Genomic DNA, 14,450 nt, shown 5'->3' with positions numbered 1-14,450 from the left:
CGCCACGCGTAAGCGTAGGATTGCGGCGGCGGAGCGGACATGGATGGCGCTCTTCGATGGGTGATCTCTGGTCGCACGACCAGCGACCCTCTGCATGAGGTGAACGGCAAGGAGGCAATTCCCACCTTCACAACGTTCGACCGCAAAGCCGCGAAGCCGGCTGATCGATCCGCCTTTGCGAGCAGGCCGTGCGATCTGCCTTGGATTGTGGTTATGGGGAAGTCGGTGCGGCAGTGCACTTGATCCCCGTGATCCCTCGCCAGTCTGTTGACGTCAGCAGCAAGACGCGCCTGTTGTCATCAGGCGGCTCGGTTACGCGCAGGAGGCACGCAGATCCGCCGCTATTCAAAAGGATTAGTTACTTCGGACCGATTGCAGCATTGCACCAGCTGTCGCCATGAGTCTTGTGGACGGAGCGCATATGACGACCAAAGCTTTTGCACTAGATTGTGTTGGCGCTGCCGGAACGGATGAATTGAAGCGCAATGAGGCCGACAGGAAGATCGCGTCGTTGTGTCGAGGAGCGAAACGGTGGGTCGTCTGCCGGCAGCCTCCATCCTAACGTCGGCGTGCGGCATCTTTCGTTGCCTAGGATGACGCGGAATCGGCACGCTATCTCGACGCCAACAACCGGCATCGCTGCTTTCCTTGGGACAAGGTGGTAGCTCTCCGGGCGAAGCCGGAGAAGTGAGGAGACACTCAGAAGGACATACGTGCGCCTCGTGCGCGAGCCGAAAAAAGCGATGCGCGCAACGATGCCGGAGACTTATCCATGCTTGACGCAACAAACAGGCAGCGTTCCGCCCTTGTCGACCCGGAGGGGCGATCCGTTGCACCGGGATGCTGGCGCGAAGGAAACGGCTTCAGGATCTTTCTGGCCAAGGCTCGGCAACGAAGGTCGATGATCGTGAGATTGGCGCTTGTCGGCGCCACGCTGGGTGGGATTGCAGGCGGCGCTTACGGCTTGATCAGAACTCCCGTATTTTCCGCGTCTGCCGTACTTCTAATGTCCAATACGACCCTGCAATCGTCGGGGCCGGACGCGGTCGTCCTCCAGATTCTTCTGGAGGACTCGCTCATTCAGAGTGCAATCGAAATGCTGAAATCGGGCAGCGTTCTCGACCGCGTCATCGACAGGCTCGGATTGGACAACATCGAACAAATCCTGCCGAGATCACGCTTCGCAGCACTTGGCGCGAAGCCGGAGCGCACGGGGGCGAGCCGCAGGCAAATCGCGCTGGCTTTGCTGAGATCCAACACGACGGTTCGTCGGGTGGGCACAAGTCAGGTCGTTTCGGTTCGCGGAACCGCCTTGACCGCCACGGACGCCGCCAGGGCGACCAATGAGATCGCACAGGCATTCGTTGAGGAGCAGAACGACACCAGCGCCGTCGTCACGACGAACGCGGCATTGCGGGAGCGGATCAAGGTGCTTGGACCGACCGCGAAGGTCATCAGCGATGCCGTTCCACCGGACGCCAAGGACGGCCCCGGTACGAGCGTCGCCATGCTACTGGGGACACTGTTCGGCGCTGTGCTAGGCATCGGCGGCGGGCTCGGGCTGACGCTAGCGGATCGACGCGTGCGCAGCGCTGAGCAACTGGCCGCGCTGACCTCCGTTGAGTGCTTCGGATACGTACCGCAAGTTAAGGGCAAGCGGACTGTCCTGCCCGGCCCGGCAGCCAGCTTGATAAGCTCGGTGCTGCGTCGTGCGCGCTCAGCGGTGCTGGAGCGCTCCGAGAGGGCTCCGCATATGGTTGCCGTAACGTCCTGTTCGCGCGGAGAAGGAAAAACGATGCTTGCCGCCAGGCTAGCTAAATCCATTGCGCGCGACGGTTCCCGTGTGCTCCTTATCGATGGATGTCGCGACACCGCGATCTTCTCGAGCAAGCCGGGGCAGGGAGAGATGCAAGGCCTCTACGAGATGCTGCGCGGCGAAGTTGCGCCGGGCAAGGTCATCCAGGCGGACATTTGCCCCAATCTCGACTTCCTGCCGACCGGAAATCCCACCGACAACCTCGACGCGCTATGGGGCAATCTCGCCGAGCTCATCAATGGAAGGTCGGAGTTGTTCTACCAGTGGGTCATTCTCGATCTTCCTGCGCTTACGAGTGCCGTGGACGTGCGCGCTGCTGGTCAAATCATTGACGACTTGCTGGTCGTGGTGGAATGGGGGCGCGCGTCGGAGGCCCAGCTCGAGCAGGTGCTGCGTGCGCTCGGAACCGTACGAGACAGGATTGTCGGAACGGTCATTAACAAGACGCCACGACGCTCGCTTCGCTCCGAGGCCCTGATCTAGATGCAAACAAGGCGCCGGCTTCGGCAGGCGCCATCTGCAGAATCCAGACGGCAGAGAACTGCTATGAATCGGAAAAAGCTTCGCGAGAGTGCAATGGCTCTGAACGTCGTGCTGATGCTTGCCTCGACAGCCGCAGTCGCAGACGAATACCGGCTCGGGGTATCGGACCGCGTGAAGATCAAGGTGCAGGAATGGCCGGATTTAGCCGGCGAATACACGATAACCGCGGATGGTGACATTTCCCTCCCCCAGATCGGAAACATCCATGTCGTTGGCGAGCGCCTCAGTGATCTGTCACGAGAAATATCGAAGCAACTGCAGCGGCGCGCAAGCGGAGGCGAGCCGCCAATTGCAGCGGTCGAAATGGTTCAGTATCGGCCGTTCTCCATCGTGGGGGATGTGCAACGGCCCGGTGATTATCCATATCGACCGGGTCTTACGGTGCTCAAGGCGATCAGTATCGCGAGCGGATACTACCGGCCAGAGTTCGGCCTGCTGCGGCTGGACCGCGATATTGCGCTCGCGAAAGGCCAGATCCGCGAATTGTCGCTGAAGCAGAACCGGCTCTTGGCGCGCCAGGCGCGCCTGACGGCGGCGCTCGCCGGCAACAATGATTTTACGGTGCCGCCGAGTCTTGCGGAGCAGAGGGATGACCCTAGCATCTCCGTCATCCTGGATAGCGAGCGCGCTGTCCTGGCCCTGGAGAACGATACGTCTCGGTCGGAAAAGGCGGCGCTCGAAAACATCAAGACGCTTTACCAGCGTGAGATCGATTCACTCAACGGGCAAGTGCAGGCGCTGGCAGGGGAGCGCGAGACGACTGAGGTACAGCTGAAACAGCTTCGTGCGCTCTCGACAAAGGGCCTCGCGCTTGCGCCGACGCTCTTCACCCTCGAGCGGGCGCTCGCGCAGATCGTGAATGAACAGATGGCTATCGAAACGGCAATCACAAAGGCTCACGAGAGCGTCGCATTGGCCGAGCAGGGGCTTCACGAGCGCTCGCTCGAGAGGAAGCGGAAGGACACGCAGGAACTGCGGGAGACCAAAGATCAGCTCTCGGAATTGCGGACTCGAATCCGGACGGAAGTAGACCTTCTGACCGAGGCGGAAATTAGCGCACCCGCTGAGGCTCGCGCGCGCCTTGCAGCGCGCGGCCAGCAGTCCACCTTCACAATAATTCGGAGGGACGGTCAAACCACGCGCGAGATCGCGGCGGACGAGATGACATCGGTGTTGCCCGACGATATTGTCAAGGTTCCCGTGATCCATCCCGAGCCGTACGCTCCGAGCGACGTTGCCAATCTGTCCGGGTCAAGTCCGGCGAAAGCGGATCGATAACTCGGCGGTCCTTGCTATCTCCCACATGCATGGCTACCAGCAAGGCCTGAAGGGATCGCGTCGGGCGATGCAAGGAGGTTAAGCGCAGGCTCAGCTCCTGCCGACCTTTGTTGCTGCGGGATCGATCGCAGAGTCTTCCGACGCATCGAATGGAGCCAGTGCCGGGCCGCCTCCATCATACGCGCTCCCAGAAGAAGATGACACATGAGCGGCGGTCAGGGTGAAGGCGAAACGCAAGGGCCTTCTGAACAGGGGCCGCTGCCACACGCTTCCTTCGTTCCACCAACCATGAGCCACACGCGCGTGGCAAGGCAAAGTGGTCTGTGACGTGCCAAAGCATGATCGAGAACGTGCGGCTTGCCGCACCAATCGTCAACGCTTGTGTCGGGGAGACCAGGACGACGTGTAGCGTCGCTGCTGTGATGGCCTTTGGCCGTTCGCGATAGCGAACCGAGTAGCAAGTCTCGAAGGGGCGCAGATCAAACCGAGCGGTCAATGGTCTTGAGGCAAGATCACAAGGCACCGCCGCGTCCTCCCCGCGACTGGGCGGCAAAAAAGCCCTGTTGCACCTGATCGCCTCACCCCTCCTATGGACTAGCTCATGAAGCTCACTTTGATAGAGCAGGTTTTAGGATAGTTTGCATCCGTGATTCAGACCTGTTGCGCGATCGGGAATGGTCGCGGGTAAAAGGTCGGGGCAAATGAGTCAATTTGACTCCGAAGCAATCTCAAGCCGAAATCATCCCCAGGCTAGCGGCTGGACGGGTTTGGTATCGAGTGGACCCGCCGAAGCGAACGGGCCGCTTCTCGCCGGCACAAACATTCTTGGCAATGCATCAAACCTGTATGTTGAAACCGACGACTTGCAGGACCAAGCGCGGCTGAAACTGCAGATTCCCTGCGCGGCGATCGGAGTGCTGTTTGCTGCCGCCGATGCCAGCTTCATTGTTTTGGCAAGCCTTCTGGGAGCGCGCGGCTATCAGGACTTAATTTCACATGCGCCATGGAATCTAAACTTCCATGTCGGGGCAGGTGTCACCGCTGCGCTGCTCTACGTACTAGTCGGGCGATCATCAGGTTTCTATCAGATGTCCAGCCTGTTCTCTGTCCAAAAAGTGTCAAGCATTGTCTGGCAATGGTTCTTGATCAGTCTGATCCTTGCGATGCTGGCATTTCTGTTTCGGATTGGCGTGGAATTCTCACGAGGCTCAATCATTTGCTTCGCCGGTCTGGCGCTTCCGATGTTGTTGATCTCGCGCAATCTCATGAAAGCGGCGCTTGCGTCAGCGATGAAGCAGGGTCGGGTGCAGGGCCGCCGCGCCGTTGTGGTGGGACTGCGCGACGAATTGGCGATAATCAGTCACGCAGATTTGCTTCGGCGGTTCGGGCTAAACGAAGTTGCGCGCGTTGCATGTCCTGCCGCGGCAAGTTGGCCGTCGCCGGCAACCAAGAGCATCTTGGCATCGTTGGACCGAGCGCTGGCTCTGGCTCGCGATCGCGGGGCCGAGGAGATCGTTCTGGCATTTCGTTGGAACGAAACCAGGCTTATAGAACTCATTCGCGAGAAGCTTAGGAGCTCGCCGCTGCCGGTTGAGCTCTTGCCTGATCGCAATGTACGCAATCTGATCGAGAATCCCAGCTTTTCGATCAATCGTTCTTTTGCGATCGGAATCCAGCGTCCCCCGCTTTCCGCGACTGAGCGGCTCGCCAAACGGCTGTTCGACGTTGTGGGCGCCAGCGTTGCACTGGTTCTGCTTTCGCCGTTCATGGCGCTGACGGCAGTGGCGATCAAGCTTGACTCCCCGGGACCGATCTTTTTCCGGCAAGTGCGGAGCGGCTTTAATGCAAGACGGTTCAGGATCTTCAAGTTCCGTACCATGACGGTCATGGAGGAGGGCGACAATGTCGCTCAGGCAATCCGGCATGATCCGCGCGTCACCAGAGTGGGCGCCATCTTGCGTGCCACTAGCCTCGATGAGTTGCCGCAACTCTTCAATGTTCTTCTTGGCGACATGTCCTTGATCGGCCCGCGCCCGCACGCGATCGCTCATGATGGCCACTACGGTAGCATGTTGTCGGAATATGCGTTCCGCCATCACGTCAAACCCGGAATGACCGGTTGGGCGCAGATTCACGGTTGCAGAGGTGAGACCGCGCAAATCGAGCTGATGAAGAAGCGGGTCGATTGCGACCTCTGGTACATCAACCACTGGAGCATCGGGCTCGATCTGTTGATCCTGCTTCGAACCCCTGGGGAAGTGCTGCGCCGGAGAAACGCGTATTGAGGCGCACCGGTGACCGTCGGCAGCTGATTGATGCAGTACAAGACAATCGGAGTGGTGGATGCGTATCGTGCACGTTGTTCGCCAGTTTTATCCGGCGGTCGGAGGGGTCGAGAGCGTCGTCTGGGAGCTGGCCACGAGGCAGGCGCGCGATGCTCACATGGTGCGTGTTGTCACGCTTGATCGCTTGTTCAAAACTGACAAGCTGGGCAAGCTTCCTGCGCATGAGCTGGTCAGCGGAATAGAGATCGTTAGAATTCCGTTCTTCGGCTCTTCGCGTTACCCGATCGCTCCTTCGATTTTGAGCCATGTTGGCGACGCCGATATTGTCCATGTGCATGCAATCGATTTCTTCTTTGATTATCTCGCATGGACCAGGCTTCTGCATCAGAAGAAGCTCGTCGTCTCGACCCATGGCGGCTTTTTCCATACGTCCTTCGCGGCGCGGCTGAAGGAGATTTATTTCTCCACCGTGACGCGCGGCTCGATGCGCGAGTACGACGGCGTCGTTGCGGTGAGCCAGACCGATCGGGACCGGTTCAGCCGAATCAGGGCGCGCGGCCTAGTCTGCATCGAGAACGGCGTCGACATTCAGAAGTTTGACGACGCCTCGTCGCATCGGGCCGTCAAGTCGATGATCTGGATCGGCCGCTTCTCGCAGAACAAGCGGCTCGACCGGCTGATCCACTTCTTTGCGTCGCTCTCGCGGCTTGTCCCCGACTGGAGACTGACGATCGCAGGGCGGCCGTGGGATCTCGACCTAAAGCAGGTGCAGGAATTGGTCGATGTCTCGGGCGTGCGGAACTCGGTGACGATCGAAGAAGCTCCGGATGATGCCAGGATCAGGCGGCTGATCGGGAGCTGTTCGGTCATCGTTAGCTCCTCCGACTACGAGGGATTCGGGATCGCGGCGATCGAGGGCATGTCGGCGGGACTATTTCCGTTGTTGAGTGACATCCCGCCGTTCGAGCGACTGGTTGCAGCGAGCGGTGTCGGATTGAATGTGAATTTTGCCGATCCTGAGGCTGCGGCAGCATCCTTCGCGGAGCGCTGGCAGAACGTCGCAGCGAATTACTCTTCGATCCGCCAGCGGTCGATTGCCGCGGCCGCCCGCTATGGTTGGGAAAATGTCGTCAACCTTTACCGATCGCTCTACGACGACGTGCTGGGAGCGAGGTATCGCACCATTCTCGACGTCCCGGTCTTTGCGGGAACCCGGGACGAGGCCGTCCAACAAATCGATGCGGCCTACGCCAGCGGCAAGCCGACGATCGTCGTCTTCGCCAACGCCAACACGCTGAACGTCGCAAGCCGCGACGAGAGGTATCGCAGCGTGCTCAAGCACTGCCTGGTCATGAACGACGGCATCGGCATTGATACTGCAAGCCGCATCCTGTTCGGATCGCACTTTCCGCAGAACCTCAATGGCACCGATTTCACCCCCGACTACCTTAAGCAAACGAAGAACAGCCACCGCATCTTCTTTCTCGGTGCCTCCTCGGGCGTCGCCGAACGCGCAGCTTCCAGGCTGATCACGATGTGCGGCGGCCGCCACCGGATTGCGGGCTACCAGAACGGCTATTTGCGCGAGGGCGATGCGATGACGATCGTGGCCAAGATCGTGGCATCCAAGGCCGACGTGCTGCTGGTAGCCATGGGTAATCCGCTCCAGGAATTGTGGCTGGCCGAACATCTTCAGGCCACCGGTTGCCGGCTGGGCATCGGCGTAGGCGCGCTGTTTGATTTTCTGTCCGGCGATGTTGCGCGCGCGCCGCTGTGGGTGCGCGAGGCGCGGCTGGAATGGGTGTACCGCCTGTTGCTCGAGCCGGGACGGCTGTGGCACCGTTATCTGGTGGGAAATCCGGTCTTTTTGATGCGCGTGCTTGGGCAGTGGTGGTCGGGCGCGCGGGTGTGAGATGTTTGCATCCGGATAGCACGTGCCGGTTCAGGTCGTCCTATGAGCATTGGGGCGGATTTGAACACTCGCTAATGCGATCGAGGCTCCTTAGCGGAGATAGTTGGCCAATACTCGCATCTGCGGCTTGTCGATGACCGGCGTGGCCGCCAAGTCCGGCTCGACTGAGAACGGGTAGTCGCCCCACCACGGACCGCCGGCCCACACGGCGAACCCAATATAGACGTCTCGATTCTCGGAAATGTGCTTGAGGAAGGCATCGGCTTCGGCGAGGTACGCTGGCGAGGAGGTGAAGCTGAACTCGCCGATGAAGCCCTTCTTGCCGTTGGCGCGCAACCACTCCGTGAAAGGCTTGGGACGCGACGCTCCCGAGCCAGCTATCACCGGATCCCCCGGGTTGCCCGATCCATCAGCATCGAAATACTGATGCGCCTCATACGCGTAGTTGTCGAGCGGATCGATCACACCGAGCATGACCGTATGGTTGTCCTCCTCTGTCCATTTCCAGGCGCCATCCCAGTACGAGCCCGGCACCAGCAGCAGTTGGCCTGCGCCGGCCGACCGGATCGCCTTGATGGCCGCGTTCGCGCCGCTGAGCCATTCGCGCGCGGTTTGGTCATGCGGCTCGTTCATCAGGCCCAACGCCACGTTGTGCTCGCCCTTGATCCGCTCCGCGATCGCTGCCCAGCAGGCGGCAAACTCGCGCGTTGCCCCGGCATCTCGGCCGATCAATCTTCCCGATCGTGACATCCCATAATCGTGCATGTCCAGTACGACAGCAACGCGCCTGTGATCGGCGTGGTCGATAAGTCGCAGTAAGACATCCATATCGGCAGTCGGCTTGTAGCTTGCCGACAGAACTCGCTTCGCAAGAAACGGGATGCGGACCAGCCTGAACCCTTTGCTGGCGTAATAGTCGATCTCAGCTGGATCCGGGTAGCCGTAGTTGGTCCACAGCTTGCCTCCGTACTTCGCCTCTTCGTTGAACTCGCCGACTGCTAGATTGACCCCGGGCAGAAAGGGAGCGAGTAGCGGGACGGCCGCGGGTGCTTCGACGCGCGCCGCCGAGTCGGACGAACGATTCTGCTGGGCATTGCTGATTTGCGGCCACGCGATGGTGCTGCCGCAGATGAGCTTGAGGATGTCGCGCCGCTTCATGTTGATCACCTCATTACTGAGTTGGCGCTATCAAGGCCGCCGAAGCCACGGTGGCGAGCCGTAAGATACTCCGGATACTCACGGAAGCTTCCATCCTCATCGCCCAGTGACCGCGGCTCGGGGCTTTCCAACATACATGACGCACCGCTCAGACATCCGCCTGCGTTAGCAGAGCCGATCGTTTAGTGCCCGCAGGGGGACGTCGCCGCGGCCAGAGCTACGTCTCTCCCCGGAGGAACGGGTCGCACGAGCCGGATCCTTCGTGGCCAAGACAAGTGTCTCGTGTCCGGATCCTGGATTGTCGAGCGGCTCTAGCCGGACAGGTAGCCCGCGCACCAGATTCTCAGCGGTCTCTCTCCAGCTTGCTGCCGCACCTCTTAGGTTGCGACGAAACCTGTAGAAACTTGCGTAGCCAAGGCCTCGGAGGAATGCCATGCACTCGCACCCCAAAGAGCTGTCAATCATCTCAAAAACGACAATTGGATTCCACCGCTGAAGCGTGCGTGTCGAGCCGCGGAGGACCGACAATTCATGACCTTCGACGTCGATTTTAATCAGAGCGATTGGCTCACCAGCAAATTCGCACGAAGCGAGAATGTCGTCCAAGGTAGCAGTTTGGATGGCTAGTTGATTGGAGTTGGATGCAGATTGGTTTGGCTCGATCGTCGACCATCCAAAGTTCCCATCGTTAGGGACGTGCAAGAGAACTTCGCCCGACGAAGCAGATACGCCTCGGCAGATGCACGATACGTTATCCAATCCGGCAACGGCTATATTCGCCTCCAAGACTTTCGCGGTGACCGGGTTGGCTTCTAATGCGAGAACGTGCCTAAAAAGTCCGCTGAAGACAATCGAGTACAGGCCAATATTAGCGCCAACGTCCACGCAAACCGCATCGGTATTAATCTTGAAGCCCAGGAGTTGGTGAGAAGACTCAATCAACGTTTGTATAGCGGCGACATGGGTCGACTCGTATTCTCCGGTGGCAAAGACCCTCATCCCCACAGTGTCGTCCATCGGGACAAATAGGTGCTGGAAACGACCCTTTTTGAGCGCCCTGGCGCGGATTTTGGTCACTGCCCAGTAGAGCAGTCTATCGACCAGCAGTCCGCCTAAATGCCAGCGTTCTTCAAATGCGTATCGCACGGCGTTCCCTACCTGAAGCGATTAGTTAGGTCCCTCTCGCGCCCAGCCTAGAACACAACGAAATTGATACACCGGAAAGCCGCAACGGGCAATTTTTGCGAACTACGGCCGTTGAGTCCGGCGCCAAGCCGCTCGCGCGCACCAGTACAACATGCCGCCCGGCAGGTCCGCGAATCCGACGCAATGAGGGTCGGCCTCTCGCGCGCTCATCCCGGGACGGAGATCCCTGGCAGCGACCGCTTGAGATCATGCGCAATACCTCTCGCGCGGGTTGAATCGCGCGGGACCCAACCCTTTTTTAGGAAGCGAGGAGTTGCCGGCGCTGTCGCCTGATACTCCGTTCACGGCCATGAAAGCGTACCCCTCATGGTCGTGCCCCGATAGCCCTCAGGAACGACTTCTCAATGACCAGGACGGCAACGAAGCCTAAAGCGGTTAACGTCTCTACAATCAGGACGGCCATGAAGGCTCCCTTTATCCCCGCGAGAACCGTTCCAACATACAGGCACGCCACCCCAAGTACGGATCCAAGGATCCGAACCCGACTGAATTGCGTGACGAAGCCGAAGACGACGAGCGACAACATGCCCAAAAAAAAGGAGCAGACTGAAAGGAGCGGGATGAGCCACAACAACCTCAAGTATATTTCACTGTTTGCGAATTCTCTGCCTCCGAAGAAGAGGACCAAATAGCCGGCCAATGCGAGGAACGTGCACGAGAGGGCACACCCCGTCACTAGCAAGAGGAGCAACAAGGTCCGCCGCAATTTAGGTACTTTCTCGGGCTCATTGGCTGAATATCGACAAAGTACAGGAAAGGCTGAGTTATAGACGGGGACGAAAAGACTGCGCGCCGCTACTAAGATCCGGTCCACAAAAGCGAACGCGCCGGCGGCGGCAGATCCCAGCAGTGCGCCAACAATAACTGCGCCTGCACCTGAATACAGGACCACACCGAACTCGGACAGCATGATCCCTGCATTCGAGGACGCAGAGGTACGGAGCGCTCGGGGCCCCGGGTAAGAAAACCGTATGCTAGACCAAAGCACAGCGAACAGAAGCGCAGAACCTGTCAACGCAACGCCCAAGTTTATGATTGCGTATGTGACCAGATCGGATGGCGTCCGGACTAAAACGAGAATTGCGCCGACACCGGCCGATCGGATAAGCAGCTGAGATATGCCAAGCAGCTTGGTGCGCTCCATGCCCAGGAAGAACCACATTGGGGCAAGTCCGACAGCATTCTGCTGTAAGAAGACTAGTATGCTAACCGCGGGGTGCTTTAGGAGCATCGGCACCAGCGTAAAAGCTGGAATAAATAGGAGCGACACAACCACAAACGTGACAAGCTGAAAAAGAATAATCTGGGAGACGCTGTGATCCAGCTTTCGCTTGTCGTTCTTGACTTCCGCGACAATCTTTGGGCCTGTCACGTACACCGAGGCAATCGTGAATAAAGAAAAGTACGAACAGATACCAACGACAACAGCGTAGTCACCATAGTACTCTATACCCAAGGCTCTGGTCACGACTGGAAACGTGACGATCGGTAAGGCATGGTCCGCGATCTGGATGAGCGAGAGCCAGCCTGAACGTCCTAATAGTTCCCGAAGCACCATGACCGAATAAGCGCGAGAGGTTGATCGGATTCACCCAAGCCGGACGGCGATTAGGCGGACTTCGGGGAAGAGGTCCGAGTCCGGGACAGAGAAGCAGAATCTACTCCCCGGCTTGTACTTCTGGCGGCGTACACGTCATCTCCAAACCCTGCTCAAGGCGGCAGCGTATGGATCGCAAAGCGATCGAAGGGGCAATCCTACACTTCCAACACCACTAGATCGTATATTTCAAATTCGATCTAGGCCTCCGCTAACTTCGGATAAGTCCTTGGAACGGTTTCGACGTTTCCCGACTTCGTTCGGCCAGTTGCCGCAACCGTTCCGCGATCCTCGCGTTCTCCCGTGATCTTCTCGACCGCAACTAACAGAAAAAACTATTCCATCCAGGCGCCAATCAGCTCGCGCAGAAACATTCGGTGCACTCTCGCCACGCAAGTCGGTATTATTCCAAATTCACACCCGCCGGTCGGCCAAAGTCAAGGGCCCTCAATATCTGCGACAATTATACGTTAGGGCTTTCGGAACTGTGACTCGATCCCCGGCGCCCAATCGGCATTTCGGAGGTTCATCGAGTTGTTCGAGCTGCGATTGCTTACGACCTGCGTTGGTCTTAGAAAGGAAGCTCCCTGAGCCGCTCACGGGCTCCGGGACTTCAAGACTGAGCGATTTTGTCGGGCCAGAATCATGGGCATCGATTTCACCGGACTCCGAGCTCTCGCTTTCGCAAACCGCGTATATGGTTTTGATTTTCGCGAGACCGTAATGCTTGGCAGGCAAGAGATCCATTTCTGGAAAGAAGAATATATGGCCGTTCGCGAGAGCGCCAAGTTGGATTTTGAATATGATGAGGCCATCGAGCTCGGTCAGTTTGCCGAGCCGCTGTTTCGAAAAATGGGAGCGCAGAAGGTTAAATCTGTTGATGCGGCTAGTTATGAAGGGGCCTCAATAATCCACGATTTCAATCTGCCGCTCCCCGAGAATTTGCATAGATCATTTGATACTTTTGTAGATTTCGGGTCTATCGAACACATCTTTGACGTGGCGCAAGCGATAGACAACATTCGTTCGATGGTAAGGGTCCACGGTTCGATTCTGATCGTGACAATTGCGAATGGATTTGCGGGTCACGGTTTCTATCAATACTCTCCTGAATTTTTCTATAGTGTCTTCAGCGAACGCAACGGCTTCGGCGACACCAGTGTATTTCTCGTGGATACCTCTCGTCCGAAGTTGTGGCATTTGATCAAGAGGCCCGCCGGACTCAAGCGCCGGAACCAAATTCCTTTCGGTAAGCAATTCTTGATAGCGGTTTTCTCGCGGAAATGCGGTGACGTGAGGGGATTGGAGGTAATTCAATCGGATTATGAGAATGTAAGGTGGACTACTGCCGATTACTCCCACTTCGAACCTTGGAATCAAGAACAGATACTCAAATCGCGCAAGTTTGCTCGAAGGATATTGAATCCGTATGTCTACAAAGCGATCGCGTATGCAAGGCAAGCGCGTAGCGCTCTGGGGAATTATAAGGCGGATCGCACATTGATAGATCCGGACACTGTGGATGCTGCTGCTTTCATGCAAAACGTCACAGCCGGTTCCTGACGGCCAGGTCGGAGTCACACTCGAAATCTTGGGGCCTGGCGAACTTCGCGATCAGATCCACGGCACGCGCGCCTCGCGGCGACAAGGATCAGCTGAGCGGAAGCTGATTGCCAGAGCGAGTGCGCAACTGCTATCTCAACGAACCCGCTATGTCGGCTCCAGCACGTGGTCGTAAAACGAACGGACGGTCGAATAGCGCAGTTCGGTATTCATTGTCCCCCCGCCAAGGACTGGAATTTCGTACCTTCGTCGCTTGGCCCCTTGGCCTGCAAGATGAATGATGCCGAGTGGCCGCCGATTTTCGTCGGGCGTTACGAACAGGCGGACGGCTGGGTCCCATGCAGGGGGGGCGCGATCAGGAATCCAATTAAGTTCCGGCGGGAGGATCAAGGTCGGTGTTTTGTCCTGATGGACAATTTGATTGAAGGCGAATTGGTCATTCGGATAGATCCGCCCGGTCCGCCGAGCTGCGGCGACGAGGCGTTCACGCCACCTCTCCCAATGCGGCGCATCACCTCGGATCGCGAAGACACCCATGTTGATGTGCGGCTGCATCTGCAGCCACAGTCCGTCTGTCAGTCCGTATCCGCGAATGAAACTCTTGATGTTCCGAAACTGGAGACGAGGCTGGAAGCGGTAGCTCAGGTGGTGCTCCGCGACGACAGCGGCGCCATGAGCGCCGGCCCCCTCGATGAATGCATCAAGTGTGCCGGGGACCTGGAGCCATGCGTCGGGATCGATCCAGAAGTACACGTCGTAGCCGGGAAACTCGATCGGAAGGAACAAATGGCTGGCCCAAATTCCGGATGTCGGGTCCTGATCGCGCGCAATCTCGAGACGCCACGTTGGTTTGATAATGCGCGAAGTATAGGCGTGCAGCGAGCGAACCTGGTCGGCCGTAAGCCCATAATCGATGATGCCAATGTCAATACCGCGCATGCGTCGGTGCGGGTCGACCGAAACGAGCATCTCCGACAATAGATCGAAGTAGTTGCGATCACAACCAGCGAGAATAATAGTGCGATACTTTGAGCTTTCAGGTCTGTCCAACAAAACAGCCATATAGCACCAAATGATCTCGAGAGCGTCGTA

The 14,450-nt window shown here is 58.1% G+C and carries 9 protein-coding genes; 5 read left to right on the top strand and 4 right to left on the bottom strand.

All coding sequences use genetic code 11. From position 1 onward, the window contains the following. The first annotated feature begins 772 nt into the window (after nt 1–772). The 4 genes from MTR72_RS35930 to MTR72_RS35915 all read left to right on the top strand — a co-directional run bounded on the left by MTR72_RS35930 (nt 773) and on the right by MTR72_RS35915 (nt 7,834). Nucleotides 773–2,299, top strand: a complete 1,527-nt coding sequence (locus MTR72_RS35930; RefSeq protein WP_280964644.1) for a tyrosine-protein kinase domain-containing protein — start codon at nt 773–775, stop codon at nt 2,297–2,299. A gap of 93 nt (nt 2,300–2,392) precedes the next feature. Beyond that, nucleotides 2,393–3,637, top strand: coding sequence for a polysaccharide biosynthesis/export family protein (locus MTR72_RS35925; protein ID WP_280964643.1), 1,245 nt, complete (start codon nt 2,393–2,395; stop codon nt 3,635–3,637). Nucleotides 3,638–4,338: 701 nt separating this feature from the next. Continuing rightward, nucleotides 4,339–5,922: an undecaprenyl-phosphate glucose phosphotransferase gene (locus MTR72_RS35920; RefSeq protein WP_341512020.1), complete on the top strand. Its 1,584-nt coding sequence runs from the start codon at nt 4,339–4,341 to the stop codon at nt 5,920–5,922. Between the two features lie 58 nt (nt 5,923–5,980). Further along, nucleotides 5,981–7,834, top strand: coding sequence for a WecB/TagA/CpsF family glycosyltransferase (locus tag MTR72_RS35915; RefSeq protein ID WP_341512019.1), 1,854 nt, complete (start codon nt 5,981–5,983; stop codon nt 7,832–7,834). Nucleotides 7,835–7,924: 90 nt separating this feature from the next. Here the strand turns inward: MTR72_RS35915 and MTR72_RS35910 are convergent, their stop codons facing one another. From MTR72_RS35910 to MTR72_RS35900, 3 genes are all read right to left on the bottom strand, one after another. Further along, nucleotides 7,925–8,992 carry a glycoside hydrolase family 5 protein gene (locus tag MTR72_RS35910; RefSeq protein ID WP_280964640.1) on the bottom strand — a complete coding sequence of 356 codons (1,068 nt, stop codon included), beginning with the start codon at nt 8,990–8,992 and terminating at the stop codon, nt 7,925–7,927. A 165-nt stretch (nt 8,993–9,157) separates the two neighbouring features. After that, the gene (locus tag MTR72_RS35905; RefSeq protein WP_280964639.1) at nt 9,158–10,138 is read right to left on the bottom strand and encodes an FkbM family methyltransferase; all 981 of its coding nucleotides are present in this window, start codon (nt 10,136–10,138) and stop codon (nt 9,158–9,160) included. A 364-nt stretch (nt 10,139–10,502) separates the two neighbouring features. Further along, nucleotides 10,503–11,756: an oligosaccharide flippase family protein gene (locus MTR72_RS35900; RefSeq protein WP_280971371.1), complete on the bottom strand. Its 1,254-nt coding sequence runs from the start codon at nt 11,754–11,756 to the stop codon at nt 10,503–10,505. Nucleotides 11,757–12,440: 684 nt separating this feature from the next. Between MTR72_RS35900 and MTR72_RS35895 the strand changes: the two genes are divergently transcribed. Beyond that, a complete protein-coding gene (locus MTR72_RS35895) occupies nt 12,441–13,358 on the top strand; it encodes a hypothetical protein (protein WP_280964637.1) in 918 nt (305 codons plus the stop codon). Between the two features lie 147 nt (nt 13,359–13,505). Here the strand turns inward: MTR72_RS35895 and MTR72_RS35890 are convergent, their stop codons facing one another. After that, nucleotides 13,506–14,408 carry a hypothetical protein gene (locus tag MTR72_RS35890; protein WP_280964636.1) on the bottom strand — a complete coding sequence of 301 codons (903 nt, stop codon included), beginning with the start codon at nt 14,406–14,408 and terminating at the stop codon, nt 13,506–13,508. Nucleotides 14,409–14,450: the final 42 nt, after the last annotated feature.

It is taken from the genome of Bradyrhizobium sp. ISRA442 (assembly GCF_038085055.1).
Taxonomy (GTDB): domain Bacteria; phylum Pseudomonadota; class Alphaproteobacteria; order Rhizobiales; family Xanthobacteraceae; genus Bradyrhizobium.
Note: the sequence above shows the minus strand (reverse complement) of the source record. Positions and strands in the feature narration are given on the sequence as shown.

What these genes read in the sequence shown, in the direction of transcription:
- MTR72_RS35930 (WP_280964644.1), top strand. Translation starts at nt 773, where the DNA reads ATGCTTGACGCAACAAACAGGCAGCGTTCCGCCCTTGTCGACCCGGAG.
- MTR72_RS35925 (WP_280964643.1), top strand. Translation starts at nt 2,393, where the DNA reads ATGGCTCTGAACGTCGTGCTGATGCTTGCCTCGACAGCCGCAGTCGCA.
- MTR72_RS35920 (WP_341512020.1), top strand. Translation starts at nt 4,339, where the DNA reads ATGAGTCAATTTGACTCCGAAGCAATCTCAAGCCGAAATCATCCCCAG.
- MTR72_RS35915 (WP_341512019.1), top strand. Translation starts at nt 5,981, where the DNA reads ATGCGTATCGTGCACGTTGTTCGCCAGTTTTATCCGGCGGTCGGAGGG.
- MTR72_RS35910 (WP_280964640.1), bottom strand. Translation starts at nt 8,992, where the DNA reads ATGAAGCGGCGCGACATCCTCAAGCTCATCTGCGGCAGCACCATCGCG.
- MTR72_RS35900 (WP_280971371.1), bottom strand. Translation starts at nt 11,756, where the DNA reads ATGGTGCTTCGGGAACTATTAGGACGTTCAGGCTGGCTCTCGCTCATC.
- MTR72_RS35895 (WP_280964637.1), top strand. Translation starts at nt 12,441, where the DNA reads ATGGGCATCGATTTCACCGGACTCCGAGCTCTCGCTTTCGCAAACCGC.